The sequence below is a fragment of the Coprococcus sp. HPP0074 genome (assembly GCF_964238105.1).
Lineage (GTDB): Bacteria > Bacillota > Clostridia > Lachnospirales > Lachnospiraceae > Faecalimonas > Faecalimonas umbilicata.
Genome location: NZ_CAXSKS010000009.1, coordinates 24,556 through 49,941, shown reverse-complemented (window position 1 = coordinate 49,941; position 25,386 = coordinate 24,556). Strand labels below are relative to the sequence as shown.

At 43.2% G+C, this 25,386-nt stretch carries 20 protein-coding genes and 5 tRNA genes; 21 read left to right on the top strand and 4 right to left on the bottom strand.

The features are described from left to right. The first annotated feature begins 1 nt into the window (after window position 1). The 11 genes from yabQ (at window position 2) to ACESPO_RS11600 (ending at window position 14,208) form a co-directional block, all read left to right on the top strand. A complete protein-coding gene (gene yabQ / locus ACESPO_RS11650; protein WP_116440921.1) occupies window positions 2–331 on the top strand; it encodes a spore cortex biosynthesis protein YabQ in 330 nt (109 codons plus the stop codon). A gap of 52 nt (window positions 332–383) precedes the next feature. Next, window positions 384–710: a septum formation initiator family protein gene (locus ACESPO_RS11645; protein ID WP_008977587.1), complete on the top strand. Its 327-nt coding sequence runs from the start codon at window positions 384–386 to the stop codon at window positions 708–710. A gap of 182 nt (window positions 711–892) precedes the next feature. Further along, the gene (locus ACESPO_RS11640; RefSeq protein WP_270457539.1) at window positions 893–2,299 is read left to right on the top strand and encodes a SpoIIE family protein phosphatase; all 1,407 of its coding nucleotides are present in this window, start codon (window positions 893–895) and stop codon (window positions 2,297–2,299) included. Window positions 2,300–2,391: 92 nt separating this feature from the next. Further along, window positions 2,392–3,909, top strand: a complete 1,518-nt coding sequence (tilS, locus tag ACESPO_RS11635) for a tRNA lysidine(34) synthetase TilS (RefSeq protein ID WP_317344064.1) — start codon at window positions 2,392–2,394, stop codon at window positions 3,907–3,909. After that, window positions 3,893–4,420 carry a hypoxanthine phosphoribosyltransferase gene (gene hpt, locus ACESPO_RS11630; RefSeq protein WP_008977583.1) on the top strand — a complete coding sequence of 176 codons (528 nt, stop codon included), beginning with the start codon at window positions 3,893–3,895 and terminating at the stop codon, window positions 4,418–4,420. Before tilS ends, hpt begins: the two co-directional genes overlap by 17 nt. A 14-nt stretch (window positions 4,421–4,434) precedes the next feature. Beyond that, entirely contained in the window at window positions 4,435–6,264 is a 1,830-nt protein-coding gene (gene ftsH, locus ACESPO_RS11625) for an ATP-dependent zinc metalloprotease FtsH (protein ID WP_008977582.1), read from the top strand. A 35-nt stretch (window positions 6,265–6,299) separates the two neighbouring features. Then, on the top strand, window positions 6,300–8,327 hold the full coding sequence (locus tag ACESPO_RS11620) for a glycoside hydrolase family 13 protein (protein ID WP_499788881.1): 2,028 nt from the start codon (window positions 6,300–6,302) through the stop codon (window positions 8,325–8,327). 183 nt (window positions 8,328–8,510) lie between these two features. Beyond that, the gene (locus ACESPO_RS11615; RefSeq protein WP_499788880.1) at window positions 8,511–10,007 is read left to right on the top strand and encodes a M81 family metallopeptidase; all 1,497 of its coding nucleotides are present in this window, start codon (window positions 8,511–8,513) and stop codon (window positions 10,005–10,007) included. Window positions 10,008–10,164: 157 nt separating this feature from the next. After that, on the top strand, window positions 10,165–11,625 hold the full coding sequence (locus ACESPO_RS11610) for an MBOAT family O-acyltransferase (RefSeq protein WP_499788879.1): 1,461 nt from the start codon (window positions 10,165–10,167) through the stop codon (window positions 11,623–11,625). A gap of 31 nt (window positions 11,626–11,656) precedes the next feature. Beyond that, window positions 11,657–13,054 (top strand): alginate O-acetyltransferase AlgX-related protein, encoded by a 1,398-nt coding sequence (locus ACESPO_RS11605; RefSeq protein ID WP_499788877.1) that lies wholly within the window; start codon window positions 11,657–11,659, stop codon window positions 13,052–13,054. Between the two features lie 41 nt (window positions 13,055–13,095). Next, on the top strand, window positions 13,096–14,208 hold the full coding sequence (locus tag ACESPO_RS11600; protein ID WP_499788875.1) for a DUF3048 domain-containing protein: 1,113 nt from the start codon (window positions 13,096–13,098) through the stop codon (window positions 14,206–14,208). Window positions 14,209–14,327: 119 nt separating this feature from the next. Here the strand turns inward: ACESPO_RS11600 and ACESPO_RS11595 are convergent, their stop codons facing one another. Further along, window positions 14,328–16,295, bottom strand: coding sequence for an oleate hydratase (locus tag ACESPO_RS11595; protein ID WP_499788873.1), 1,968 nt, complete (start codon window positions 16,293–16,295; stop codon window positions 14,328–14,330). Window positions 16,296–16,406: 111 nt separating this feature from the next. Beyond that, complete coding sequence (locus ACESPO_RS11590; RefSeq protein ID WP_116440914.1) at window positions 16,407–16,970, bottom strand: TetR/AcrR family transcriptional regulator; 564 nt, start codon at window positions 16,968–16,970, stop codon at window positions 16,407–16,409. A 226-nt stretch (window positions 16,971–17,196) separates the two neighbouring features. Between ACESPO_RS11590 and ACESPO_RS11585 the strand changes: the two genes are divergently transcribed. Continuing rightward, a tRNA-Tyr gene (locus ACESPO_RS11585) sits at window positions 17,197–17,278 on the top strand. Window positions 17,279–17,295: 17 nt separating this feature from the next. Beyond that, window positions 17,296–17,382, top strand: a tRNA-Leu gene (locus tag ACESPO_RS11580). Between the two features lie 157 nt (window positions 17,383–17,539). Here the strand turns inward: ACESPO_RS11580 and ACESPO_RS11575 are convergent. After that, window positions 17,540–18,388, bottom strand: coding sequence for a helix-turn-helix transcriptional regulator (locus ACESPO_RS11575; protein ID WP_499788872.1), 849 nt, complete (start codon window positions 18,386–18,388; stop codon window positions 17,540–17,542). A gap of 138 nt (window positions 18,389–18,526) precedes the next feature. Between ACESPO_RS11575 and ACESPO_RS11570 the strand changes: the two genes are divergently transcribed. After that, window positions 18,527–18,706, top strand: coding sequence for a hypothetical protein (locus ACESPO_RS11570; RefSeq protein WP_008977566.1), 180 nt, complete (start codon window positions 18,527–18,529; stop codon window positions 18,704–18,706). A gap of 105 nt (window positions 18,707–18,811) precedes the next feature. On the opposite strand, the gene ACESPO_RS11565 is transcribed toward ACESPO_RS11570, so the two are convergent. Continuing rightward, window positions 18,812–19,678, bottom strand: coding sequence for an AraC family transcriptional regulator (locus tag ACESPO_RS11565; RefSeq protein ID WP_270602833.1), 867 nt, complete (start codon window positions 19,676–19,678; stop codon window positions 18,812–18,814). A 237-nt stretch (window positions 19,679–19,915) separates the two neighbouring features. Here ACESPO_RS11565 and ACESPO_RS11560 point away from each other — a divergent pair, with 237 nt between their 5' ends. The 7 genes from ACESPO_RS11560 to ACESPO_RS11530 all read left to right on the top strand — a co-directional run bounded on the left by ACESPO_RS11560 (window position 19,916) and on the right by ACESPO_RS11530 (window position 25,380). Next, entirely contained in the window at window positions 19,916–22,168 is a 2,253-nt protein-coding gene (locus ACESPO_RS11560) for a glycoside hydrolase family 3 C-terminal domain-containing protein (RefSeq protein ID WP_499788871.1), read from the top strand. 37 nt (window positions 22,169–22,205) lie between these two features. Further along, window positions 22,206–24,464 (top strand): glycoside hydrolase family 3 protein, encoded by a 2,259-nt coding sequence (locus tag ACESPO_RS11555; RefSeq protein WP_270602835.1) that lies wholly within the window; start codon window positions 22,206–22,208, stop codon window positions 24,462–24,464. 91 nt (window positions 24,465–24,555) lie between these two features. Beyond that, a complete protein-coding gene (locus tag ACESPO_RS11550; protein WP_117577775.1) occupies window positions 24,556–24,831 on the top strand; it encodes a hypothetical protein in 276 nt (91 codons plus the stop codon). Between the two features lie 14 nt (window positions 24,832–24,845). Then, entirely contained in the window at window positions 24,846–25,031 is a 186-nt protein-coding gene (locus tag ACESPO_RS11545; protein WP_120105700.1) for an RNA polymerase sigma factor, read from the top strand. A gap of 90 nt (window positions 25,032–25,121) precedes the next feature. Then, window positions 25,122–25,194 (top strand) — tRNA-Phe (locus tag ACESPO_RS11540). Between the two features lie 4 nt (window positions 25,195–25,198). After that, window positions 25,199–25,269, top strand: a tRNA-Gly gene (locus ACESPO_RS11535). A 40-nt stretch (window positions 25,270–25,309) separates the two neighbouring features. After that, window positions 25,310–25,380, top strand: a tRNA-Gly gene (locus ACESPO_RS11530). Window positions 25,381–25,386 lie beyond the last annotated feature (6 nt).

Here is a 25,386-nt window from a genome sequence, read left to right as displayed (position 1 = left end):
TATGTCTGGAATCGGGGAGGAAGCAAATATTTTTATTCAGGCAGTTTTATCAGGGTTTGTTGTCATGGGAATTTATGATATGATCCGCATTTTTAGAAGGATTCTGCCCCACAATCTGACAGCGGTGACACTGGAAGATCTGTTTTATTGGATCGGAATCAGCCTGTATCTGTCTGTAAAGATTTATCTTACGAGTGATGGAAGCATCCGGTGGTTCTTTGTGACAGGGACACTGGCAGGGATTAGTCTGTTTGCAGCGATATTTTCACAGATGCGGAAAATCTATAAAAAAATCAAGAAAAGTATTGAAAAAAAGAGGGAAACCCATTAGAATGGCTTTAGAGTAGTCTGGAAATACACACATACAAAGGTGGGTAACAGTAATGAAGCATATCAAAGAAAAAAGTCGTACAAGACAACAGCGGCAGAGAATGCGGGCACATAGAAGAAGTATGGTGCTGATTAGTTCCGTAATCATGTTGCTGATCGTGCTTGTGTCTGTCGGAGGGGTCTCATTACGGGCGAAGAATGAAGCATATAAAAAGCAACAGGCAGAGCTGGAGACACAGATCAAAGAAGAAAAAGACAGGACAAAAGAAATTGAGAAGTACAAAGAGTATGTTGGCACAGACGCTTATGTAGAAGATGTGGCAAAGGAAAAATTTGGACTTGTATATGAAGATGAGATTGTATTAAAACCAACAAAATAATAAGATTACAAATGATAACTTTAGGAAATAATTGGATTTCCTAAAGTTTTTTTATTACATAGGAAATTTTCACAAAATCCTATGTAATAAAAAATACGTTTCGCGTGAGAATCTCGTTTGCGAGATTCTTTGTTCTGTTCAGCAGACAAAAAAGGAAAAGAACGGACAGGGGGAGAATAAAAATGGAGAAGGCTGGAATGGGACAGGCTGGGATTTCGGGCCCTTATGCAGTACAGATTGGAAAACTGGCGGATTCACTGGAACATTTATCGAAGGTATTTTTAAAACTGGAGCGGCAGAAGCAGGTATTTACAAAAGATGAACTGCAGGAGATGTTTTTTCAGGTGGAGGAGAGTGTCTGTACAAAATGTGATCATATGGAGCGGTGTTGGGGAGAGGACTATGTCCATACTTACCAGCTGGGATATGAAGTTCTGCATGCCATCGAGGAATATGGAAAAGAATTGAATCTGGAAACAAAGCGGAAATTACAGAAAAAATGTGTGATGGCGCCAAAGTTCCAGAGCGCGCTCATAGAGGTCTTTCATGAAGCAAAACAAAATATGCTCTGGTCGAACCGGCTTGTAAAAAACCGGGAGGGATGTGCGGTGCAGATGGATTTGTTTGCGCAGATCATTAAAAGTACGGCAAAAGAATTTGAGGACAGCATTCTGATTGATGTTCGGATGGAGAAAAAAATTCGAAAACGGCTGCAGAAAATAGGGGTAAAAGTGTTGGATATGACTTTTCTTTGTACGGAGCGAGGAAAGCATGAGATTCACTTGAATGCAAAGGCAGTACAAGATGTGGGAGTGGAGACGAAGGAGATGATTCAAATCATTTCCAGAACGTATGGCAGGAAATTTGTATTTGAGGAACAGAGCCGCACAATGTTGGGAAAAGAGTATGAACCGTATGTCTGTATCGAGCCGTATCAGTTCCATATTATGCAGGGGGTTGCTAAAATAGGAAAAGGAAGAGATACAATATCCGGAGACAGTTTTCTGGAAGTGGCGATGCCAGGTGGAAGGGTTGCATCTGCTCTTTCAGATGGGATGGGATCGGGCAGGAAGGCGTTTCAGGAGAGTGCGATGGTCGTAGAACTTTTGGAAGAACTTCTGACTTCAGGTTTTCCTGGGGAACTGGCGATCCAGATGATTAATACAGCGCTTGTGATGGGGCGTGAGGAAATTCATTTTTCTACGGTAGATATGGGAATTTTTGATCGGTATACAGGGGAATGTGAATTTTTGAAAGTGGGCGCATCGACAACTTTTATTAAATATTGCAATGGGGTGGAACGATTATCCTCGACAAGTCTCCCTATTGGGGTTCTGCACAATCTAGAGATTGACATGGTAAAACGGACACTGAGAAGCGGAGAATTTGTCGTGATGATGACAGACGGGGTGTTGGATGCTCTTCCGGTTGTGGAGCAGGAGATGTTGATGGAGACAATCATAGGCGGAATGAAGCTTGTCAATCCAAAAGAGATGGCACAATACATTTTAGATCAGGTGCTTGCGTTTACCGGCGAGACCCCAAAGGATGACATGACAGTTTTGGTGGCAGGAGTGTGGAAAGGATAGAAGTGTGACTGGATTCTTTTGGATAATCATAGTATCATAGAGAGGAAATACACAAAACGTGTAGGAGAACAAAAGGGAAAAGGAACGTAGATATGGCTGAAAAAGAGCAAAAAACAAGAGCATATCAATATAAGAACAAGGAGATTCCTGCGCGGGTGCAAGCTTATATACAAGAGCACCGGATGTTTGAGCGGGGAGAAACAGTGATTACAGGCATATCGGGAGGGGCGGATTCGGTATGCCTTTTTTTCATTTTGCATTATCTGCAGGAAGAATTGGGGGTGAAGCTCGTGGCGGTGCATGTCAATCATGGGATCCGCGGCGAGGATGCAGATGCGGATGAGAGATTTGTCCAAAACATTTGTGAGACAGATGGTATTCCTCTGGAAATTGTACGCTGCAATCTGGAATTAATTGCAAAAAAGAGGAAACAATCTATGGAGGAAGCCGGCAGAAATATCCGAAGAGAAGCGTTTGAGAGGGCGGCACAGAAATATGGGGCAGCCAAGATTGCTTTGGCACATCACAAGAATGACAATGCAGAGACGCTTTTGATGAATCTTGTAAGAGGAACAGGACTCAATGGAATGACAGGGATCAAACCGGTCAGGGATCGTTATGTTCGCCCGCTTCTTTGTCTGGAACGCAGGGAGATCGAGGGATTTCTGGAACAAAATGGAATACGATATCAGACAGATCAGACAAATCTGACAGAAGACTATACACGCAATAAAATCCGCAACCGGGTCATTCCTTATATGGAAAACCAGATCAATCCGCGGGCGGCAGCGCATTTAAGTGAGGCGGCAGAGCAGCTCCGGGGCGTGCAGGAATTTCTGGAAAAGCAGCTGAAAGTATTTAAAGAAAACTGTGTCAGCAGGAAGGGTGAAAAACTTCTGATCCGGACAGAGCCTTTTCAGAGTGGAGATAAGATACTCAGAGAGATGACAGTGCTTTCCTGTATGGAGGAAGTGGCGGGGCAGGCAAAAGATCTGTCAGCAGTCCATGTTGCAGACGTCAGCACACTTTTCGGGAAGCAATGTGGAAGACAGATCATGCTTCCGTATCATATGCGGGCAGTGCGGGGATATGAGGGAGTGACACTTGAGAAAGTACATGCAGCCAGAGAGAAAGAAGAGGAAGTACGGCAAAAAAAAGAAAAAGGGATACTGCTCCGGGAGGAGGAGCTTCCATTAGAAGTAAAATGCTGTATTCCGGGAACGGTCTTTTACCAAACTCCTAAGGGGAAAAAGACCGCAGTTACATGCAGAATCGTGGATTTGGCAGAGAACCCCGGAAATATGCAAAAAAGTCACACGAACTGTTTTGATTATGATATAATTAAACATGATTTGTGTGTGAGAACAAGAAGACCAGGTGATTATATTGTCATTGACCGGGAGGGAAGGAAACAGAAATTGAAATCTTACCTGATCAATGAGAAGATTCCTGCAAGTGAGCGGGGAGAGATACTGCTGATTGCAGATGGAAGCCATATTTTATGGGTAGTTGGACATCGCCTGAGTCTTTGCGGGAGACCAGACGAACATACAAAAAGAATTTTACAAATACAAATAGATGGAGGAGAAAGCCATGGCAGAGACAATTAAGGTATTAGTTTCAGAAGAAGAAGTAGAAAAGAGAATCAGAGACTTAGGAGAGAAGATCAGCAAGGACTACGAAGGAAAGCAGGTACATCTGATCTGTGTACTGAAGGGCGGTGTGTTCTTTATGTGCGAGCTGGCGAAGAGAATTACCGTTCCGGTTTCTATGGACTTTATGAGCGTAAGCAGCTATGGAGATGGAACGACATCCAGCGGAGTTGTCAAGATCGCAAAAGATCTGGATGAAAGTCTGGAAGGAAAAGACGTACTTGTTGTAGAGGATATTATTGACTCTGGACGTACATTATCTTACCTTCTTGAGATTCTCAAGAAGAGAAATCCAAACAGCATGAAACTCTGTACACTGTTAGATAAACCAGAGAGAAGAGTGATGGATGTCAATGTAGATTATGTAGGATTTAATATCCCAGATGAATTTGTTGTGGGATATGGACTGGATTATGCGCAGAAATATAGAAATCTTCCATACATCGGAGTTGTGGAAGGCGTAGAATAGGAAGGGGACATAAATTGGATAGTAAGAAATATAGAGGAGCCAGCGGTGCTTCGCTTTTGATGCTGGTGATCGTTCTGTTTGCGGTATTCTGGTTTTCAGACCGGATGCAAAGTACAGAACAGCGGTATACAGAAGCGATGTTTCAGGAAGATTTAAAGGAAGACAATGTAGATTCTGTGGTGATCAATCCAAACAAAGAAACACCGACAGGAACACTGAAGATTTATCTGAAGGATGAAGATTATTCCAAGAGTATGAATGTGCTGAATACAGAAAAAGTGCAGGAGATTCTTGAGGAAAATGGGGTGGCATACAAAATTGCAGATATGCCAAAACCTTCCGTATTTACGACGGTAGTGCTTCCGCTTGTACTTACGGTAGGGGTTGTATTATTACTGTTTGTGCTGATGAACCGTCAGGCAGGTGGTGGAGCAAATGCAAAAGCAATGAGCTTTGGCAAGAGCAGGGCGCGATTGAGCACCGATCGGGATAAGAAAGTGACATTTGCCAATGTCGCAGGTCTGAAAGAAGAGAAAGAAGAGTTAGAGGAAATCGTAGATTTCTTAAAAGAACCTAAAAAATATATTCAGGTTGGAGCAAGAATCCCGAAAGGGGTACTTCTTGTAGGACCTCCGGGAACCGGTAAGACATTGCTTGCAAAGGCAGTGGCAGGGGAAGCAGGTGTACCGTTCTTTACTATTTCCGGTTCTGATTTCGTGGAGATGTTTGTCGGTGTCGGAGCCTCCCGTGTGAGGGATCTCTTTGAGGAGGCGAAGAAAAATGCGCCGTGTATTATCTTTATCGATGAGATCGATGCAGTTGCAAGAAGACGTGGAACAGGTATGGGCGGTGGACACGATGAGAGAGAGCAGACATTGAATCAGCTGCTTGTAGAGATGGATGGATTCGGAGTCAACGAAGGAATTATCGTGATGTCTGCCACAAACCGTGTAGATATCCTTGACCCGGCAATTCTGCGTCCGGGAAGATTTGACCGTAAGGTAATGGTCGGAAGACCTGACATTCAGGGAAGAGAAGAAATCTTAAAAGTCCATGCGAAGGGAAAACCACTCAGCGAGGACGTAGACTTAAAACAGGTAGCACAGACGACAGCGGGATTTACAGGGGCAGATCTTGAGAACCTGCTCAACGAGGCGGCAATCATGGCAGCCAAAGAAGGAAGGGTATATATCCAGCAGTCAGATATTCGGCATGCATTTGTCAAAGTCGGTATCGGAGCAGAGAAGAAGAGTCGAGTCATTTCGGATAAGGAGAAGAGGATTACAGCATTCCATGAGGCAGGACATGCAATCTTATTCCATGTGCTCCCGGATGTCGGACCGGTATATAGTGTTTCTATCATTCCAACCGGAGTTGGGGCAGCGGGATATACGATGCCGCTTCCGGAGAAAGATGATGTGTTCAATACAAGAGGAAAGATGATCCAGGATATCACAGTCGCATTGGGAGGACGGATTGCCGAGGAGCTTGTATTTGATGATATTACGACAGGAGCCTCTCAGGATATTAAGCAGGCAACCGGCATTGCAAGGTCGATGGTGACGAAATTTGGTATGTCTGAGAAATTAGGTCTGATCAATTATGACAACGATGAGGATGAAGTATTTATCGGAAGAGACCTTGCACATGCATCACGCGGGTATGGTGAGGCAGTGGCAGGAACGATCGATGAAGAAGTAAAGCGGATCATTGACGAATGCTATGCCAATGCAAAATCAATCATTCAGAAATATGATCGTGTGCTTCATGCGTGTGCAGACCTTTTGCTGGAGAAAGAAAAAATCACAAGAGAAGAATTTGAAGCATTGTTCGATGGTGAATAAACAGAATGGAAAGTCTGGGAAATGAGGTTTTCTTTATGAATATAGACGCATTGTTCTGTGACGGTACAAGCAATTATGTGATACCGCCAGAACCAAAGAAAAATGAAAAGATTCGCCTTCGTTTCCGGACGGCAAAAGATGATGTTGATCAAGTATTTCTGCTTGTTGGTGAGCAGTCTTATGAGATGGAGAAAAAGGAAACGAGAGGGACATTTGACTATTACGAGATGGAATGGCAGCTGGGAGAGAAAGAATTCCACTATGGATTTCAGGTGTCCAAAGGGGAAGAAGTAAAGTACTTTAACCGCTGTGGAGTATCCGGTAACCGGGAAGAGTTCTATTCTTTTATGATCACACCAGGATTTTCCACACCCGATTGGGCAAAAGGGGCGGTCATGTATCAGATTTTCGTAGATCGCTTTTACAACGGGGACCGCACGAATGATGTGGAAACTGGTGAGTATGCTTACATCGGAGAGCACAGTGTCCGTGTGGAAGACTGGTCAAAATACCCTGCATTTATGGGTGTGCGAGAATTTTACGGAGGAGATTTAAAGGGAGTTCTGGAAAAAATAGATTACCTTCAGGAACTTGGCGTGGAGGCGGTTTATTTTAATCCGCTCTTTGTATCTCCATCCAATCATAAATATGATATTCAGGACTATGATTTTATCGATCCGCACTATGGAGTGATTGTGGAAGACGGCGGAGAGGTGTTGACGGATGGATGTCTGGATAACAGCCAGGCGACAAAATATCAGATTCGGACGACAAATCGAAAGAATCTTGAGGCGAGCAATGCATTTTTTGCAGAACTTGTGCAGGAATTCCATCGACGGGGGATCAAGGTCATTATCGACGGTGTGTTCAATCACTGTGGTTCCTTTAATAAATGGCTGGACAGAGAGCGGATCTACGAGAAGCAGGAGGGGTATGGGAAAGGTGCATACGTCTCAGCGGACAGTGATTACCACAGTTTCTTCCGGTTTTTTAAAGAAGAATGGCCGTACAATCATAATTACGATGGCTGGTGGGGGCACGATACCCTGCCAAAACTCAATTATGAAGGTTCCGAGGAATTACAGAAATATATTTTGAACATTGCGAAGAAATGGGTATCTCCACCGTATAATGTAGATGGATGGAGGCTTGATGTGGCGGCAGATCTGGGTTATTCCAATGAATTTAATCATGAGTTCTGGAAGAAATTTCGGACTGCTGTCAAAGAGGCAAATCCGAAAGCACTTATCCTTGCAGAGCACTATGGAGATCCGAGAGAATGGCTTCAAGGTGATGAATGGGATACTGTTATGAATTACGATGCGTTCATGGAGCCGCTCACATGGTTCTTTACCGGAATGGAGAAGCATAGTGATGAGAGACGGCAGGATCTCTGGGGAAATGCAGATCATTTTGTCAGTGTGATGAATCATCACATGGCAGCAATGCAGACACCATCTCTGCAGGTGGCGATGAATGAGTTATCAAATCATGATCATTCCCGATTTTTGACAAGAACCAATCACATTGTGGGGCGAGTGCAGAATCTTGGCTACAAGGCGGCCAGAGAGGGAATTAATTCGGCGGTCATGCGCAGCGCAGTCGTGATGCAGATGACATGGGTAGGAGCACCGACCATTTACTATGGGGATGAGGCTGGTGTATGTGGATTTACCGATCCGGATAATCGGAGAACATATCCATGGGGGCAGGAAGACAAAGAACTGCTACAATTTCACAAAGATATGATCCGGATACACAAGGAGGAAAGTGTACTTCGGTGCGGGTCACTTAAGATGCTTTTCTGGGATGAGAATGTGTTGGCATACAGCCGCTTCACACAAGAACAGCAGATTGTTGTGATCATTAATAACAGTAAGAAACTAAAAGAAATTACTGTACCGGTCTGGATGGCAGAACTTCCGATGAAAGGGAAGATGGACAGATTGTTGTATACCTATGAGCAGGGGTATACGATGGAGCCGGACTATGTGCTGATCGATCAAGGAGAGGTTGTGCTGAATATGGGACGACATTCTGCGATCATCCTTTGCTCGAGGTAAGCTTTAGAGAAAAGATAAGAACAAGCAAGCAGAAAAGACTGTCTTTGTCTGCCGGGAAACCGGTGGATGAGGGCATTTTTTTTGCAGAGTGATTCAAAACCGGGAGCAAACGAGATTGAGCCTGGACATGTGGTGGCATGTCCTTTATATTAAAAATATATTGTTTGCTTAGGAGGAAGAGAGATGAAACGAGTATTAGTTGCATCTATGATGCATGAATCTAACTCATTTAACCCGATCATTGCCGGAGAAAATGACTTCGGCGTTGTACGGGGAGAGAAACTTTTTGAGAGAAATCCGAAAAATGATCCGCTGCGCGGAGTGATGGATACACTGCAGGAGCAAGGGTATGAAGTGGTACCGACACTTTTTGCAAGTGCAGTTCCCAATGGGGAAGTAGACTATGAGTTCTATCTGGGGCTGAAAGAAGAGATTCTTGAGAGAGCGCGTCAGGCACAGGAAGAAAAGCCGCTGGATGCGATCACACTTGCACTTCACGGATCTATGAGAGTGAAAGGTCTTGGAGATGCAGAGGGATATCTGTTGGAAGAATTAAGAGAGATGTTCCAGGACATTCCGATCTTCTCGGCACTGGATATGCACACGACGATGACTGTCCGCATGCACGAGAACTGTGATGGATTTGTCGGATTCAAATGTGCACCGCACACAGATCGGTATGAAACCGGCGTACATGCGGCAAAGATGACCATCGCGGCACTGGAAAATCATGTGCAGGCAAAATCTGCCTGGGTAAAGGTTCCGATTCTAATCGCAGGAGAGCAGTCTTCCACAACGGTAGAGCCGATGAAAGGACTGATCACCAAGCTGCGCGAGACAGAGCAGAAAGAAGGAATCCTTGCGGCCTCTTATCTGATGGGATTTCCTTGGGCGGACAATGAGGACAGTTCTGTGGCAGTCTATATTGTGGCCGAAAATCAGGAACTTGCCGACAGCGAGGCGCTTCGTCTCGCAGATATCATCTGGAATACAAGAAATGATTTCTGTTTCCAGACAGAGACTTATACAGAGGAAGAAACATTAAATGTCGCTTTTGATGCGATTGCAAACGGACAGGAACTTCCGGTATACCTTTCTGATTCCGGAGATAACCCGACAGCCGGATCTTCCTCAGACTGTACCGGATTTTTAAAACGAATTATGGAAGATCCTCGTACAGAGCAGTTAAAAACACCGGTCCTCTATGGCGGAATCTATGACCCGGAGGCAACACTGGCTTGTAAAGGAAAAGTGGGAGAAGAAGTTACGATCACATTCGGTGCAAAGTTTGATACGACGACAACACAGCCGATTACAGCAACCGGAACAGTCAAGGCTTATGTGGAAAAATGGAAAAAGACATCAATCCCTTGTGACATTGCATTGTTTCATTCCTGCGGTGTTGACGTTGTTCTTGCAGAGGGTCATATCGGTTATGTTTCGCCGGATGTATTTACTGATCTTGGAAGAGATCCGAAGGAAGCAGATATTGTTGTATGTAAATTAGGATATCTGACAGCAGATCAGGATGCAATCGCTAAGAGAAGTATTATAGCACTTACAAAAGGAAGTACAAATGAAGACTTAAAGACTTTAAATTACACGAAAGTGCCAAGACCGATCTTTCCTTTGGATGAAGATTTTTCATATGAAGCAAAGGATAATCTTGTTGTAAAATAAGTAAAATGTCAACACGGTGACAGCGTTCAAGAAAAGGACAGAGTAACATAGGGAAATAGAAAAGGAAAAGAAGTCTCTGAGATGTGTCGGAAGACTTCTTTTTTCTTGAGAATGAATGTGATATAATGAATGGAATATTTAGAAGGAGAAAAGATATATGGCGTTTACAACTGTTTTTTTCTTATTTGCAGTGATGCCGGCATCGGTTGCGGGCTATTATCTGATAAAGCTTTTGGGAAATAGAAATGAGAGGTGGAGCGACTGGCTCAGCAATCTGTTTCTGGTTCTTGTAAGCCTTTGCTTTTATGGATGGGCCAGATTGGAGGGAATTGCCCTTTTGAGCATCTATGTGCTTGGAGTGTGGATGGCAGGAAAGGGAATCTGTTATTTGGAAAAGAAAGCAAAGTACAAGAGGAAGGTGTGTTTCATGACACTTTCTATCCTGGCTGTGACAGGCATTTTGATCTGGTACAAGTATTACAATTTTATTGCGGAAAATCTAAGTCATTTTTTCGGCATCAGTCTGGCGATGAGTCAGTGGATCGTTCCTCTTGGAATTTCTTTCATCACGTTTACAGCGATATCCTATCTTGTGGATGTCTTTCGTGGAGATGCAGAGGCGGGAAGCCTTTTGGATGTATTTTTATATCTTTCTTTTTTCCCAAAAGTGATTTCCGGACCGATCGTACAGTGGAAAGATTTTCAGAGACAGACGGTACACCGCAGGGTAGATGAGACCGAATTTTTAGATGGGTTGAATCGGATCATGATCGGGTTTGCCAAAAAAGTCATTTTGGCAGATTCATTTGGGGCTGTGATCAGCAAGATCGATCCATATATCGGAGTGGGAATGGATGTACCGACCGCATGGTTGTTTGCATTTTTTTATATGATGCAGATATACTATGATTTTTCAGGATATTCAGATATCGCGATTGGTTTAGCACAGCTATTTGGATTTCATTTCAAAGAGAATTTTCAGTTCCCATATCGGTCAAAATCCATTACAGAATTTTGGAGACGTTGGCACATTTCACTTGGGACATGGTTCCGATCATATATTTATATTCCACTTGGGGGGAACCGAAAAGGAATGAAACGAACATTATGGAATCTGTCTTGCGTATTTTTGCTGACGGGAATATGGCATGGAGCGGCATGGAATTACATTTTATGGGGTGTGATCAATGGAGTCTGTGTATTGGTAGAGCGCTGCATACGGGAAAAACGTTTCTATCAGAAAATTCCTGCTATAGGTAAATGGGTCGTTACGATGGCAATTGTATTTTTTAGCTGGCAGGTGTTCTACTTTTCAGATTTCAGCCGGCTGGAGGTGTTTCTGAAAAGTCTGTTCGGGCTCAGTGCAGCGAATGCAGCAAGTGCAGTGGAATATACCTATCAGCATTACCTAACAATAAAATTGATTTTCTTATCAGTCGTTGCGGTACTTGGGGCAATCACCTTTTGTATGCCATGGGCAGAAAAAGTGAAAACTTTTTTTGCTCGGACAAAGACGGGACTTTTTATCAAAGAGACAGGATTGATTCTGCTGATGATCGTATCTGTGATCTTTATGATCAATAGTTCATACAGCCCATTCCTGTATTTTCAATATTAAGATGCAGGTCAGAATTGGTTAGGAGAAGAAAATGAAAAAACTAAAGATATTTTTTATTGTAATATTTTTTATACTGCTCGCAATCCCTGTGGTGACCTTTCGCACTGAGGAAAATGCAGTTTCAGAGGTGGATAACCGGATGCTCGCCGCCAATCCTGTTTCGGCAATACGGGAGGGGGAAGATGCCACTCAGGCAATTGAAAATTATGTAAATGACCGCATCGGACTGCGAAATGAGATGATCGAACTTTACACTGTAGGTCATGATAAGATTTTTCATGAAATGATCCACCCGAGTTATGTATATGGAAAGGATGGGTATGTATTTCTGAATACAGGAGGAAATCCAATCTTTAGCGATTACCATATCGCTTTTGCAGATATGATAAAAAAAATCCAGGATTACTGCGAAGCAAGGGGAGTTCCGTTTCTATTCGTGTTTGAGCCTGCAAAGACAACTGTTTTGCAGGAGAAGCTTGAGCAGGGGTGGAATTATGACAATCAGTGGGTGCAGCAGTTTTTGGAAGAGTTAGACAGAAGAGAAATCCGCTATGTAGATAATACGGAGATACTGGAGGAAAAGACGGAGGAAGGAGAGAAGGTATTTAACAAAAAATACGATGGAGGGCATTGGAATGAACTGGGTGCATTCTATGGAGTCAATCATATTTTAGAAGGATTGAGTGAGCAGGGAGTTCCTGTTCATATCAACACGAAAGAAGAATTTTCTGTTCATGAAGAGACGATGGAAAAATTGTTGCTCTCAGAGATTCCGATTCATGAGAAAGTTCCTGTCTATGAAAGAAACGCAGAAGTCAAATGTCTGACAGAACAGTACAGCCCGGAAGTCAGAAGAGATGAAAGTTTTAATCATTTCAATTATTATGTAAATAAGCAGAGAGTTGCCGAAGGGGTGCCGAGAACACTTGTTTTTCAAGGAAGTTATTTAAATGGCCTAGGTTCTAAATTTTTGGAGAACAGTCTTGGAGAATATATTTCTGTTCATGATTATCGGAACATTTTTGACTTTGATTATTATTTTACGATGTTTCAGCCGGAATGTGTTGTTTTTGAAGTGGCAGAGTATACTTTTATAGAAGACTATTTTCCGTATGAGCAGATAAAAACGATGAATCTCCCACCGGTGTTAGAGTCATTTGAGGAGATGCCGGAGGAAAATCTTACAATGCCGGAGACGATGTATCAAGTAGAAGAGGGGCAAATCTATGAAGTAATATCGATAGAGGGGCTTTCGGCCGATACCCAATATGCATATTTGCAGGAAGGGGATCAGGTATTTGACTTGATGAGAAGAGAAGACGGAGTTTACACAACAACAGTGGAAAAACAGCTGTTAAATGTGGATAACATTTCTATAATTGCTGTGGAAAGTGGAAAAAAAGTCTGTTATCATAAAGAAAACAGGTAAATGCAGAGGGAGAAATCTAGGAAGGGTAAGGAGGAAGTCGTATGAAGAAGAGAATGTTGCTATTGTCCATGTGTCTGATGCTCGCGGTTATTCCGGGATGTGGAAAAAGTGGGAAACAACAGGAGGCATCTGTAAAGGCAAGCCAGTCAGATGCAAAAGAGCAGAAGAGTCAGGATATGAAAGGATCAGAGGAGCGTGCATCGTCGAAGGAGATCCCTGCAAATCAGAATCTTCTGACCGGAGTTTTGGATCTGACAGAGGGTGCGATCGGGAAACGTCCAGTGGCAGTCATGGTCAATAACGTGGATCCGGCGATGCCGCAGTATGGGGTCGGAAAGGCAGATATTATTTTTGAAATCCCGGTAGAGGGGGATGCGACAAGATTTATGGCGCTGTACGGTGATTATACGGCTGTCCCGAAAATCTGTGCGATCCGAAGCTGCCGCGCATATTTTCCGGCGCTGTCAGAAGGATTCGATGCCTTTTATGTCAACTGGGGAAGCGATGACACAATCGGAGAATACATTGCTTCGCTGAATCTGGACCAGATTGATGGAATCAGTGATGGAAGCGGTCTGTTCGGAAGAGATCAGGCGCGTCTAAGTGCAGGATATGATCTCGAGCATACAGGATATTTTGATGGTACTCAGTTTGCCAGTGTCGTGCAGTCCAGAGGATTGAGAACGGATATCGAGGAAGATAAGAAGGATGCGGCTTTTTCGTTTTACGGACTCAATGAGCAGGTAAAACCGGACGGAGAGGATTGTCAGAAAGTAGATATTAATTTTGGAGCTGCCAGAGCGACACTTACTTATGATGAAGCAAAAAAAGTATATGTCAAAGACTTAAATGGAAAACCGCAGATCGATGGAAATACTGGAGAGCAGCTTGCATTTACAAACGTATTTGTCCTGGAAACATCGATTACAGTGAGAGATGAGATTGGACATAAAGAGGTAGACTGGGATGGCGCCAGCGATTCGGTTGGATACTATATTTCCAACGGTGGTGTGCAGAAAATTCACTGGTCAAAGGAAGAAAAAAATGAGCAGTCCAGGCTGAAATTTTATGATCAGAATGGGAAGGAAATTAAGATCAACAGAGGAAAGAGCTATATTGCAGTAAATTACGCCGATCAGGCGACTTTCCAATAACAGAAAAAAATACGTCTTGCAGAAATGCTGTGATTTTCACATAAGGCAGTCACAATTTCTGCGGAGACGTATTTTTTTATTTAGATAGTATTTGAAGCAGTGCTTAGGGGAGAACGAGGTTACATTTCATCTGTCAGGATGTCATAATCTCTGAGTAATTTTTCAATTACCGTTCCTTTTATCACACGGATCAGTGGTTTCTTCAGTGCATTTAACGGTCCCGGAAGCTGAATGTCGAGAGGGGATTTTCCATCCATGAGCTTGACAGAGCTGTCGAGCAGGTCGCGGATATCGTAGACACTGCCCCATACTTCCGGTACACCACGGTCTACGCCGAGAAGACCGTATACGGCTTCCATCGCAGTACGAACAGAATATTCTGTTGTAAATACCGTGTCGCGAGGAGTATCGGCAAACTGTCCAAGGAATGCAAAGTTTACACATCCATCCGGGATGACATCCGGACGGTCTCCTTTTGTTCGAGGCATGAAGAATGCAGTGATATACGGCATCATTGTCGGAACACAGACTGCACTCTGTTCTGCCAGTTCAGGAATCTGTTCTACCGGAACACCGATATGGTACAGCCATTCTTCCGTGATCTCCTTTCCGGTACATTCCCGCATCGGTTTCTTGACGAAATCTCCCGGAACATCGGTAAATAGTCCATATACCCAGACACATACTTTATCTTTATCCTGTTCTTTGAATTGTCCCTGACGGTTGATGGTCCAACTCATGAGCCATTTGGAATCCTGGCAGCTCACGATTCCTCCGGTTACGACTTTTCCACTCTTTGGATCACGTTTACAGATCTTTGTGATGTAAGGAATAGTCTTATCATCCAGTGTTGTGATCGTTGCAGATTCCCAGTTTGTTTTGGAAATATCAGAGCAGAATTTCTCAGGATGTCCAAAAGATGGATCCTGCCGTGCGATATTTTTCCATAAGTTCCAGCATCCACTCGTGCGTACTTCTGCATCGCCATTTGGTGCATGGTTCTGGTCACCGTAAATCGTTCCTTCGGTACAGCTTCCGTTTGTCACAAAGACAAGATCGTTCTCTGTAAGCAGGATTCCCTTTTCGACACCTTTTACCTTGCATTCAATTGCGGATGCAATTTTCTTATGATCTTTAAATTCAAAGACAACATTCGTTACTTCAGTGTTGAACTGGAAGTCGACACCTGCATGTTCCAAATATTTCTGCATTGGAAGAATCAGAGATTCGTACTGGTTGTATTTTGTGAATTTCAGCGCACTGAAATCAGGGAGCCCTGCAATATGGTGAATGAAGCGCTGGAAATACAGCTTCATTTCTAATGCACTGTGCCAGTTTTCAAAAGCAAACATCGTTCTCCAGTATAGCCAGAAGGTAGAGTTGAAAACTTCATCATCAAAGACATCTTCGATGGTCTTGTCATAGAGATCTTCGTCTTTTGTCATAAACAGTTTCATGATCTCCATGCAGCCTTTCTGACTTAAATTGAATTTTCCATCTGTGTGTGCATCTTTTCCGCGTTGTACGGTTGCACGGCAAAGAGAATAGTTCGGATCATGCTTGTTGAGCCAGTAATATTCGTCAAGAACAGAAGCACCAGGGGTCTCAAGAGAAGGGATGCTGTGGAAGAGATCCCAAAGGCATTCAAAGTGATCTTCCATCTCTCTGCCACCTCGCATGATATAGCCGCGGGAAGGATCGAAAATTCCGTCGCAGGCTCCTCCTGCAATATCCATCGCCTCTAAAATGTGAATATGAGGTCCCGGCATCTGGGCATCTCTTACGAGAAAGCATGCGGCTGCGAGTGCTGCGAGCCCGCTTCCTACAATGTAAGCGTGTTTCTCATCAACTCCGTCAGGTTTTTCCGGACGTGCAAACGCTTCATAATTTCCGTTGGAATAGTAGATTCCTTTGCTGTTTTTCTCATGCTTGCCTCGCTCTGTGTTCCGATAGTCGGAAGATTTGGAAACACTTTTTGAGGAAGCAGTGTGAGATTCTACATCGGATTTTTTCTTTAATAAAATGGCGGCGCCTGCTCCTGCGGCAACTGCGGAGGCAACACCGATCGCTAATTTTTTCTTTGCCATATAGATGACCACCTTTCTGAAATAACTACATTGCTTTCTTCTGTACTTTCAGCATAGACGTTCTTTTCTTTTGTGGCAATTTACAAAGAGAGGGAGATGATTATTTTTTTATCATTCCCCTTGTTTTGTAAAATTATGAATGGAATTTGCAATTGTTCCGTGCATGGTCACGCAGATATTATGTACGATTTCTTCATAATTTTCTTTCATGCCTTGTTTGATCCAGTCGAGCATAAGACCGACAAAGCTGTATTTGTAAAATTCTGCAATAAATTTCTTTGCATGTTCGGAGATTGGTGTCTGGGCAGCCTGTTCTTCGACGACACCGGCGATCAGCTCGTAAGTAAGGTGAAAGAGATAGTTTTCAATCTGTTCCCGGCTGAGGCAGCGGTAAGCATTTAGGATGAAAGGTTTATTTTCAAAAACGACTTCAAAAATCTGAAGAAGTCCTTCCTGCCAGGTGTCATAAGTTTTCTTTCCCTGAAGTGCTTTCGTTGCATCTTCCAGGCATGACCATTCTACAAGATCATAAATATCCTTAAAATGATAGTAGAATGCCATGCGGCTGATTCCGCAGTCTGATGTGAGATCATTGATCGTGATCTTGTCTAGGGGTTTTTTTAATAAGAGTTTTTTTAATGATGCTTCCAGCGCGTATTTCGTAATATTGGACATTTGCCATTCCTCCAGATCATCCGCGATAACAGGCACGGAGGAAGGAGTCGCGGATTTCCGTGCCTATAAAAAATGATATTTTACAAAATTGGAAAATGATTTTGCTAAGATAAGCTAAGTATAGCATACAAACAGAAGGATGTAAAAATGATAAAAAATTGCTTGCATTTTCAGAACAGATATGATATAAATATATACTAGTTGAGGTAATTTGCTTCAAGAAAATGGATGGATTCCCGAGTGGCCAAAGGGGGCAGACTGTAAATCTGTTGGCAACGCCTTCGAAGGTTCGAATCCTTCTCCATCCATTTAAAATACTTTGTATGCCGCAGTGGCGGAACAGGCAGACGCACAGGACTTAAAATCCTGCGGGACTTATACTCCCGTACCGGTTCGATTCCGGTCTGCGGCATTATTGAAAGGAAGGGAGAAACGTTGATTTTATCGCGTTTCTTCCTTCTTTTTTTAATCTCATTTATTTCTCATTTATTTTGAGCACCTTTGAATACTTTTCAATTATAAATGCCAGACGGCATTTACGGCATTTCTTTGTAATAGGTAATAGGAGGTTACTTTTCTATCGAAAGTTTATGCCGGATCTCCCGCGGTGTACATCCGTAGATTTCTTTGAACATCTTGTTGAACAGTTTGTAGTTCGTAAAACCGTGTCGTTCGACGATTTCCATGATACCGTCCTCTGTGTTGCAGATATCATGGTAAATATGAATCAGGCGGATCTGGTTGACGTACCGCGTGAACGTCACACCGAGGCTCTGTTTAAAGAAGCGGCAGAAATATTCCCGGCTTAGTCCCAGTTTCTGTGCAGCTTCCTCAAGGGAGATTGGTTTACTGTAATGATCATCTACATAAGAAGTGATCGCACTCAATCGGTCAAGGCTCCCGATATTTTCAGGAATCAGTGATTCTTCGGCAGGGCGGGCAAAATGTGTCAGGATCAAATAGAGAACTTCCATTGCGATGGACTCACATTCGAGGCGGTAGCCAAGAGGCTGCTGGACATGGAGTGGTGGAAGCTTTTTCAACAATTCGCAGATCTGGAGATAGATATCGAGCTTCTCTTTGACGAGGATATCCCGGCTGAACTGTAGGTTCAGGTGGTCAAGATCAGGGATATATTTTTGTAAATGCTGACGGGAATAGTGGATGCAGAGCCCCATCGTCATTGTGGCACATTTCGATTCGTGGATCTGATTGGAGTCAATTAAGACAAAATCTCCCGGAACAACGAGATGTCTGTGTCCATTGATGCTCATCTCGGCAGAACCGTTTAATACGAAGATCAGTTCCAGTGGAGAATGCCAGTGAGGCGGTGTATAGTAACCTCTCTCTGTATAATACTTGATAGCAATTCCAGTATCGTCCACGTTATATAATTGTTTATATTTAAATGCAATCATGTGATAATATCTCCTTATGTCAATTTTGACCTAAAAGTAGTCAATTTTATATCTAAAAAACAATATAGTAGTATGATAACATAATACACGTAGCAAGGAAAAGTTAATTATAAAAGTTAAAATAAAGGAGAGATTATTATGTCAACAATCGCATTAAACAATCAGAACGTATATGTAAACAATAAAGCTGAGAAAAAGGTAGAAAAGAAAATGTCTGTATGGGCAAAAATCGGAGCATTTATTATGGAAAATGCAGATGCATTAGAAGCATATGCTTGTACTTTAGACGGAAGAACTTATGTCCCAGATCACAAATAGGATGGGGCATAAGCAAATGGAAAAACAAAAAGATAAATGACAGCAGGAACAACTTTAACAAGTGTTCTGCTGTTTTTTTTGTGGAAAAATCATCAGAATCTTTTTTTACTGGTTTTGACCTTTTAGTTCTTTTCGAAGTGCGCCGGGAGTGGTGTGAAAATGTTCGTGAAACATACGGCGAAATACTCTGTAATTTTTAAACCCATGGATTTCCAACAGCTGATAGAGAGGGTAATCTGTGGAGGTGAGATCCTGGTAAATATGGGAAAGGCGAATTTCGTTAATATATTCCAAATAAGTGCAGCCCATATGCTTTTTGAAAAAGCGGCAGAAATATTCGGGTTGCAGAGAGGCAATATTTGAAATCTCCGGAATAGAGATCTGCAAATGGTAATTCTGCTTAGTGTATTCAATCACCGGCTCTAGAAGAGAGAGACTTTTAAAACGACGGTCGGTAAAGCGAAGCGGCAGCTCCCGGCGAAAATCTCTGTAAAGATGATAGAGAAAATCAAACAGAAGGCTTTGAAAACGGAGTGTATTGGCAGAAGATAAGGATGCTTTGTCGGTAGCTGAGATCATATTTTGCAGGATTGTTTTGAGTGTATCTAGTTTCGCCTTCGTTTCGCGGTCTTGTGCAAAGACAGGTACATCGAAAAAAATCTTTGGCATATCCGGAATGTATTTTTTGAGAAGGGGATATGGAATTTGTATAAGAAGACTTTTGGTATTTTTCACGTATCTGGTGGCATGTATTACTTTGGAATTGATAATGATACAGTCGCCTGACTGCAGAAGGAAAGTCTGACCATCGGCAGTTACCTCAAAAGTGCTGTCCAGAACAAAATTAATCTCAAGTGCATTGTGCCAGTGGGGCATAATGTAGATATCTGATGCATGAAAAAGATCAAAGCGGATATCCAAATTGTGGGAAAGTTCAATGTGCTCATGTGCAGCGGAAATTTCTGTTGACATAGGAAGTTCCTCCTTTTTTATAAAAAATGAAAGAGTATTTACGATCAGCTTTTTTATTTTTCATTTCTTTTCACATATTCTCTATAATATCACAGGAAATTGCCTGAAACAATCGAAAAACAATTCCCAAAAGATAAAATCGACCTATATAAAAGTAAGGATAAGGACTTACAAAAAAAGTGTATGCGGTAGTATAATAAAAAACAGAGTGTATTCGATCAGATTGGAGGAAATCGTATGGACGTAAAAGAATTAGTTGCAAAAATGACATTGGAAGAAAAAGCGAGACTTTGTTCCGGACAGGATTTCTGGCATACAAAAGCAGTAGAACGGCTGCAAATTCCGGCAATGATGGTCAGTGACGGACCTCATGGGCTCCGGAAACAGGATGAGAGCGGAGATCATCTGGGAATCAATGAAAGTATTAAAGCAGTATGCTTTCCGGCAGGATGTGCGACCGCCGCCTCTTTTGACAGAGAGCTTCTCTACAAAGTAGGAGAGACACTGGGAAAGGAATGTCAGGCAGAGGGAGTCGGGGTTATTTTAGGACCTGCGGTCAATATTAAGCGTTCTCCGCTCTGTGGAAGGAACTTTGAGTATTTCTCAGAAGATCCTTATCTTGCGTCAGAGATTGCGGCAAGTCAGATCAAAGGGGTACAGAGTAAAAATGTCGGAACGAGCATCAAGCATTTTCTTGCAAATAATCAGGAGCACAGAAGAATGACTTCGAGCTCGGAAATAGATGAGAGAACGCTGAGAGAGATTTATCTTGGTGCATTTGAGGGAGCAGTGACACAGGCAAAACCGTGGACAGTCATGTGTTCTTATAACAAGATCAATGGAACTTATGCGGCAGAAAACAAAACCTATCTGACAGAAGTACTTAGAAATGAATGGGGATTTGACGGATTTGTTGTCAGTGACTGGGGTGCAGTCAATGACAGAGTGCCGGATCTGGAAGCAGGACTTGACCTTGAAATGCCGACTTCCTTTGGATTAAATGACAAAAAGATTGTGGAAGCAGTCAAAACCGGAACACTAGCAGAGGATGTGCTTGATCAGGCAGTCGAACGGATCCTGAACATCGTATATCGCTTTGAGGAGAACCGGGATGCAACAGCAGTGTTTGACCGTGAGGCAGACCATGCCCTTGCGAGAAAAGTAGCTTCTGAGTGTATGGTACTTCTGAAAAATGACGGAATCCTTCCGCTCACAGAAGAGAGAAAGGCGGCATTTATCGGAGTATTTGCGGAGAAACCTCGCTACCAGGGTGGCGGAAGTTCACATATCAATGCCTCTCAGACAGAATCTGCGCTGGAGATGGCAGCAGGATATCCGGTTGTATATGCGAAAGGATATGACACGAAGGAAGATCAGGTTGATGAAGAACTCGTGGCAGAGGCAGTGCGTGTGGCAAAAGAAGCAGAAGTCGCTGTGATCTTTGCAGGACTGCCGGATGCATTTGAGTCCGAAGGCTATGACAGACAGCATATGCGCCTTCCGGAATGTCAGAACTATCTGATCCGGGAAATTTGCAAAGTCAATGAAAATGTAGTGGTAGTCCTTCACAATGGGTCTCCGGTGGAAATGCCTTGGGCAGATCAGGTGAAAGGCATTTTGGAAGTGTATCTTGGCGGACAGGCAGTCGGCGGAGCGACTGTGAATGTGCTTTACGGCAAGGTAAACCCGAGTGGACATCTGGCAGAGACATTTCCATTGAAACTGCAGGACAATCCATCTTACTTATATTACGTAGGAGAAGGAAATAAAGTAGAGTATCGAGAAGGTGTGTTCGTCGGTTATCGCTATTATGATACAAAAGAGATGGATGTTTTATTCCCATTTGGACACGGACTGAGTTATACGACATTTGCTTACAGCAATATGAAGTTAGATAAGACGGAGATGAACGACACAGAGACACTGACTGTGCAGGTAGATGTGACCAATACCGGAGATCGTTTCGGAAAAGAAGTGGTACAGCTCTATGTGATGCCTCCGAAAGGAAATGTGATCCGTCCGGTCAAGGAGTTAAAAGGGTTTGAGAAGATCGGATTACATCCGGGAGAGACAAAGACCGTTACATTTACATTAGGGAAACGTGCATTTGCTTACTATGACACAGATCTGCATGCATGGAATGTAGAGAGTGGAAGCTATCGGATTGCGTTGGGGCAGTCTTCCAGAAACATTCTGGCAAATCAGGAAGTTCAAGTTCACTCTACAACACAGAAAAGACCAGAACTGACTATGGATACCATGTTTGGTGATATCATGACAATTCCGGGTGCGAAGGAAGTTATGGCAGAAGCAATGGGAGCAATTTCTGTTTTTGATGGAATGCAAGGAGATTCTCTTGGAGAGGGAACCGGAGATATGATGGAAGCCATGATGCGATATATGCCATTGCGTGGACTGACCGCATTTGGCGGTGGAAAACTGACATTTGCAGAGGTGGAGAAACTACTTGAAAAGTTAAGGAGATTATAGGAAGCAAATGAATTCAGAGAAAAGGAATCAGAATTTTATGGAACAGAAATGGACAGAGAAAAAGGAAGACGGATATAGACTGCTCCAAAATGAAAACGGACCAGAGTTGGGAATCAGTGAAGGAAGCAGAGTCAAAATCTTGGTCGTAGATGGATATGCATTTAAAGATCTGGCAGGAGCCGGAGAGTTGCTTCCGTATGAAGATTGGCGTTTATCTTATGAGAAGCGTGCAAAGGATCTGGCAGAGCGTTTGGAAATAGAAGATATTGCAGGGCTAATGCTTTACAGTGCACATCAGCTGATTCCAGCAAAAGGAAAACTAGCAGAGACGTTTGGTGGAACTTATGAAGGAAAACGATATGAGGAAAGTGGTGCAAAGCCATGGGAATTGACAGACCAGCAGAAGGAGTTTGTGCAGAAAGATAAAGTGCGCCATGTTCTAATCATGGGGCTTGAGAGCACAGAGGTGGCGGTCAGATGGAACAATAACCTTCAGGCATTGGCGGAAAATACCGGTTTCGGAATCCCAGTCAATAACAGTTCAGATCCGAGACACAGTGCGGGTTCTACGGCAGAATATATGGGAGTGACCGGAGAACCGATCTCGAAGTGGGCAAATGGCATTGGATTGTCCGCATCCTTCGACCCAGAGCTGGTAAAGGCATTTGGGGAAGCTGGATCTGCAGAATACCGGGCACTTGGGATTACGACAGCACTTTCACCTCAGATTGATCTTGCGACAGAGCCGAGATGGATGCGGTTTGCAGATACGTTCGGGGAGCACACCCAGATGACGATCGATATGACAAAAGCATACTGTGACGGGTTTCAGACAACCGAAGGAACTGCGGACGGATGGGGAAAGGACAGCGTCAATACAATGGTAAAACACTTCCCAGGCGGAGGTCCTTGCGAGGGAGGAAGAGATGCGCATTATGCCTATGGAAAATATGCAGTCTATCCGGGAGAAAATTTTGCAGAGCATTTACGGCCATTTACAGAAGGAGCATTTTCGCTTGGTGGAAAGACAAAAAAAGCAAGCGCTGTCATGCCTTACTACACGATTTCTTATGAGAGAGATCAGAAATACGGAGAGAATGTAGGAAATTCTTTCAACAAATATCTGATCCAGGATTTGCTGCGGGAAGAGCTGGGATATGACGGAGTGGTATGTACCGATTGGGGAATCACTCATGATACCGGAAAGACGGAAGAAGAGTTTGCTGGAAAATGCTGGGGTGTGGAGCATTTGACAGAGGCGGAACGCCATTTAAAAGCATTGGAGGCCGGTGTCGACCAGTTTGGTGGAAATAATGATGTCAAGCCTGTCATGGAAGCCTACGGAATGGCATGTGAAAAGTATGGGAAAGAGGCTACAGATGCAAGATTTCGGAGATCTGCCTACCGCCTGCTTTTAAATATTTTCCGGACAGGACTTTTTGAAAATCCATATTTAAATTTGAAGTCTTCTTTGAGTATTGTAGGATGTGAAACGTTCAAAGAAAAGGGATTTGAGTCACAGCTGAGATCTGTGACGATGGTAAAGAATAGGGAGCATGTACTTCCATTGAAAAAGGGAATCAAAGTTTATATTCCAAAGAGACATATACGCTCTTATCTGAACTTTATGAGTATGCCGACAGGGGATCAGACAGTGACTCCGATGGCAAAACAAGCGGCAGCATCTTATTTCCATATAACAGAAGATCCGAGGGAAGCGGATGCCGCGCTCTGTTTTATCGAATCCCCGATCAGTGTTGGATATGATCCGAAAGACAGAGAAGATGGTGGAAACGGATACGTTCCGGTGGTACTTCAATATCGTCCATATGAGGCAAAAACTGCAAGAGAGATAAGTATTGCAGGAGGGGATCCGCTCGAAGCATCCAAGGACCGTGGGTATAAAGGGAAGTGGAACACGGCGGCAAATGAGGAAGATCTTGATCTGATTCTGAATATGAGAAAAGAGATGGGAGAAAAACCAGTCATTGCGATCGTCACCTTAAAAAATCCGATGGTGATGGCAGAATTTGAACCGTATACGGATGCAATTCTCGTAGAATATGGGGTGACTCCGGCAGCTGTGCTCGATGTTCTTACCGGAGCATTTGATCCCGAAGGACTACTGCCAATCCAGATTCCAAAGGATATGGAAACGGTTGAACAACAGAAAGAAGATGTGGCATTTGACATGGAATGCTACGAAGACAGTGAAGGACATACTTACGATTTTGGATATGGAATGAATTTTGGCGGGGTCATCCGGGATGAAAGAACTAAAAAGTACGTAAAATAGAAAAAATAAAAATATTGAATGGATTTTTGCCTGACAGTCGTATTATAAGTGAAACGTAATTATTACATTTATAGTATGGGAGGACTTCGTTATGAGTATGAAGAAAACAACAGTTGGTATTTTGACTTCAATAATCGTAGTTTCCGCAGGGACAGCAAGTGTCTTTGCTGCTGGACAGGCAAAAGGAAGAAATTTTACAGATGTCGATGGCAATGGAATCTGTGACAATGCAAAAGTGGTCTGTTCCTATGTGGATGAGGATCAAAATGGAATTTATGATCATTGTAAATCTGGCCAAGGGGAAGTTCTGACAAACGGAAAGGGAATGAGACACAGACAAGGATATCGGGCAGGGCGAAATAAGTAGCAGGTGAAAAACTCATGAAAGGTGAGCAAGATGTAAATCGGGTGGTCGAGCAATATTCGGATATGATCCGGCGACTTTGCATGATACATTTAAAAAATTATGCAGATACCGAGGACATATTTCAAACGGTGTTTTTGAAGTATGTCCTTAGTTCTGTTTCGTTTGAAAATGAAGAACACGAAAAGGCATGGAAAGTGTAAGTAAAAAAAGTGAAGAAAAATTTAAAAATGTATTGACAAATCCGAAAACTTAGTATAGAATAATTTTTGTTGTTAGCGCAATACTGAGTTGCCCAGATAGCTCAGTCGGTAGAGCAGAGGACTGAAAATCCTCGTGTCGCTGGTTCGATTCCGGCTCTGGGCACTGTGCGGGTGTAGTTCAATGGTAGAACACCAGCCTTCCAAGCTGGATACGTGGGTTCGATTCCCATCACCCGCTTTGGTGAAAACCAAAGCAGTATCACAATTTTATAGCAGATGCGGGTGTAGTTCAATGGTAGAACACTAGCCTTCCAAGCTAGATACGTGGGTTCGATTCCCATCACCCGCTTTGGAG

Bases quoted from the DNA above. Each gene is read 5' to 3' on its own strand.
- yabQ (WP_116440921.1), top strand. From the start codon at position 2: ATGTCTGGAATCGGGGAGGAAGCAAATATTTTTATTCAGGCAGTTTTA.
- ACESPO_RS11645 (WP_008977587.1), top strand. From the start codon at position 384: ATGAAGCATATCAAAGAAAAAAGTCGTACAAGACAACAGCGGCAGAGA.
- ACESPO_RS11640 (WP_270457539.1), top strand. From the start codon at position 893: ATGGAGAAGGCTGGAATGGGACAGGCTGGGATTTCGGGCCCTTATGCA.
- tilS (WP_317344064.1), top strand. From the start codon at position 2,392: ATGGCTGAAAAAGAGCAAAAAACAAGAGCATATCAATATAAGAACAAG.
- hpt (WP_008977583.1), top strand. From the start codon at position 3,893: ATGGCAGAGACAATTAAGGTATTAGTTTCAGAAGAAGAAGTAGAAAAG.
- ACESPO_RS11620 (WP_499788881.1), top strand. From the start codon at position 6,300: ATGAATATAGACGCATTGTTCTGTGACGGTACAAGCAATTATGTGATA.
- ACESPO_RS11615 (WP_499788880.1), top strand. From the start codon at position 8,511: ATGAAACGAGTATTAGTTGCATCTATGATGCATGAATCTAACTCATTT.
- ACESPO_RS11610 (WP_499788879.1), top strand. From the start codon at position 10,165: ATGGCGTTTACAACTGTTTTTTTCTTATTTGCAGTGATGCCGGCATCG.
- ACESPO_RS11605 (WP_499788877.1), top strand. From the start codon at position 11,657: ATGAAAAAACTAAAGATATTTTTTATTGTAATATTTTTTATACTGCTC.
- ACESPO_RS11600 (WP_499788875.1), top strand. From the start codon at position 13,096: ATGAAGAAGAGAATGTTGCTATTGTCCATGTGTCTGATGCTCGCGGTT.
- ACESPO_RS11595 (WP_499788873.1), bottom strand. From the start codon at position 16,295: ATGGCAAAGAAAAAATTAGCGATCGGTGTTGCCTCCGCAGTTGCCGCA.
- ACESPO_RS11590 (WP_116440914.1), bottom strand. From the start codon at position 16,970: ATGTCCAATATTACGAAATACGCGCTGGAAGCATCATTAAAAAAACTC.
- ACESPO_RS11575 (WP_499788872.1), bottom strand. From the start codon at position 18,388: ATGATTGCATTTAAATATAAACAATTATATAACGTGGACGATACTGGA.
- ACESPO_RS11570 (WP_008977566.1), top strand. From the start codon at position 18,527: ATGTCAACAATCGCATTAAACAATCAGAACGTATATGTAAACAATAAA.
- ACESPO_RS11565 (WP_270602833.1), bottom strand. From the start codon at position 19,678: ATGTCAACAGAAATTTCCGCTGCACATGAGCACATTGAACTTTCCCAC.
- ACESPO_RS11560 (WP_499788871.1), top strand. From the start codon at position 19,916: ATGGACGTAAAAGAATTAGTTGCAAAAATGACATTGGAAGAAAAAGCG.
- ACESPO_RS11555 (WP_270602835.1), top strand. From the start codon at position 22,206: ATGGAACAGAAATGGACAGAGAAAAAGGAAGACGGATATAGACTGCTC.
- ACESPO_RS11550 (WP_117577775.1), top strand. From the start codon at position 24,556: ATGAGTATGAAGAAAACAACAGTTGGTATTTTGACTTCAATAATCGTA.
- ACESPO_RS11545 (WP_120105700.1), top strand. From the start codon at position 24,846: ATGAAAGGTGAGCAAGATGTAAATCGGGTGGTCGAGCAATATTCGGAT.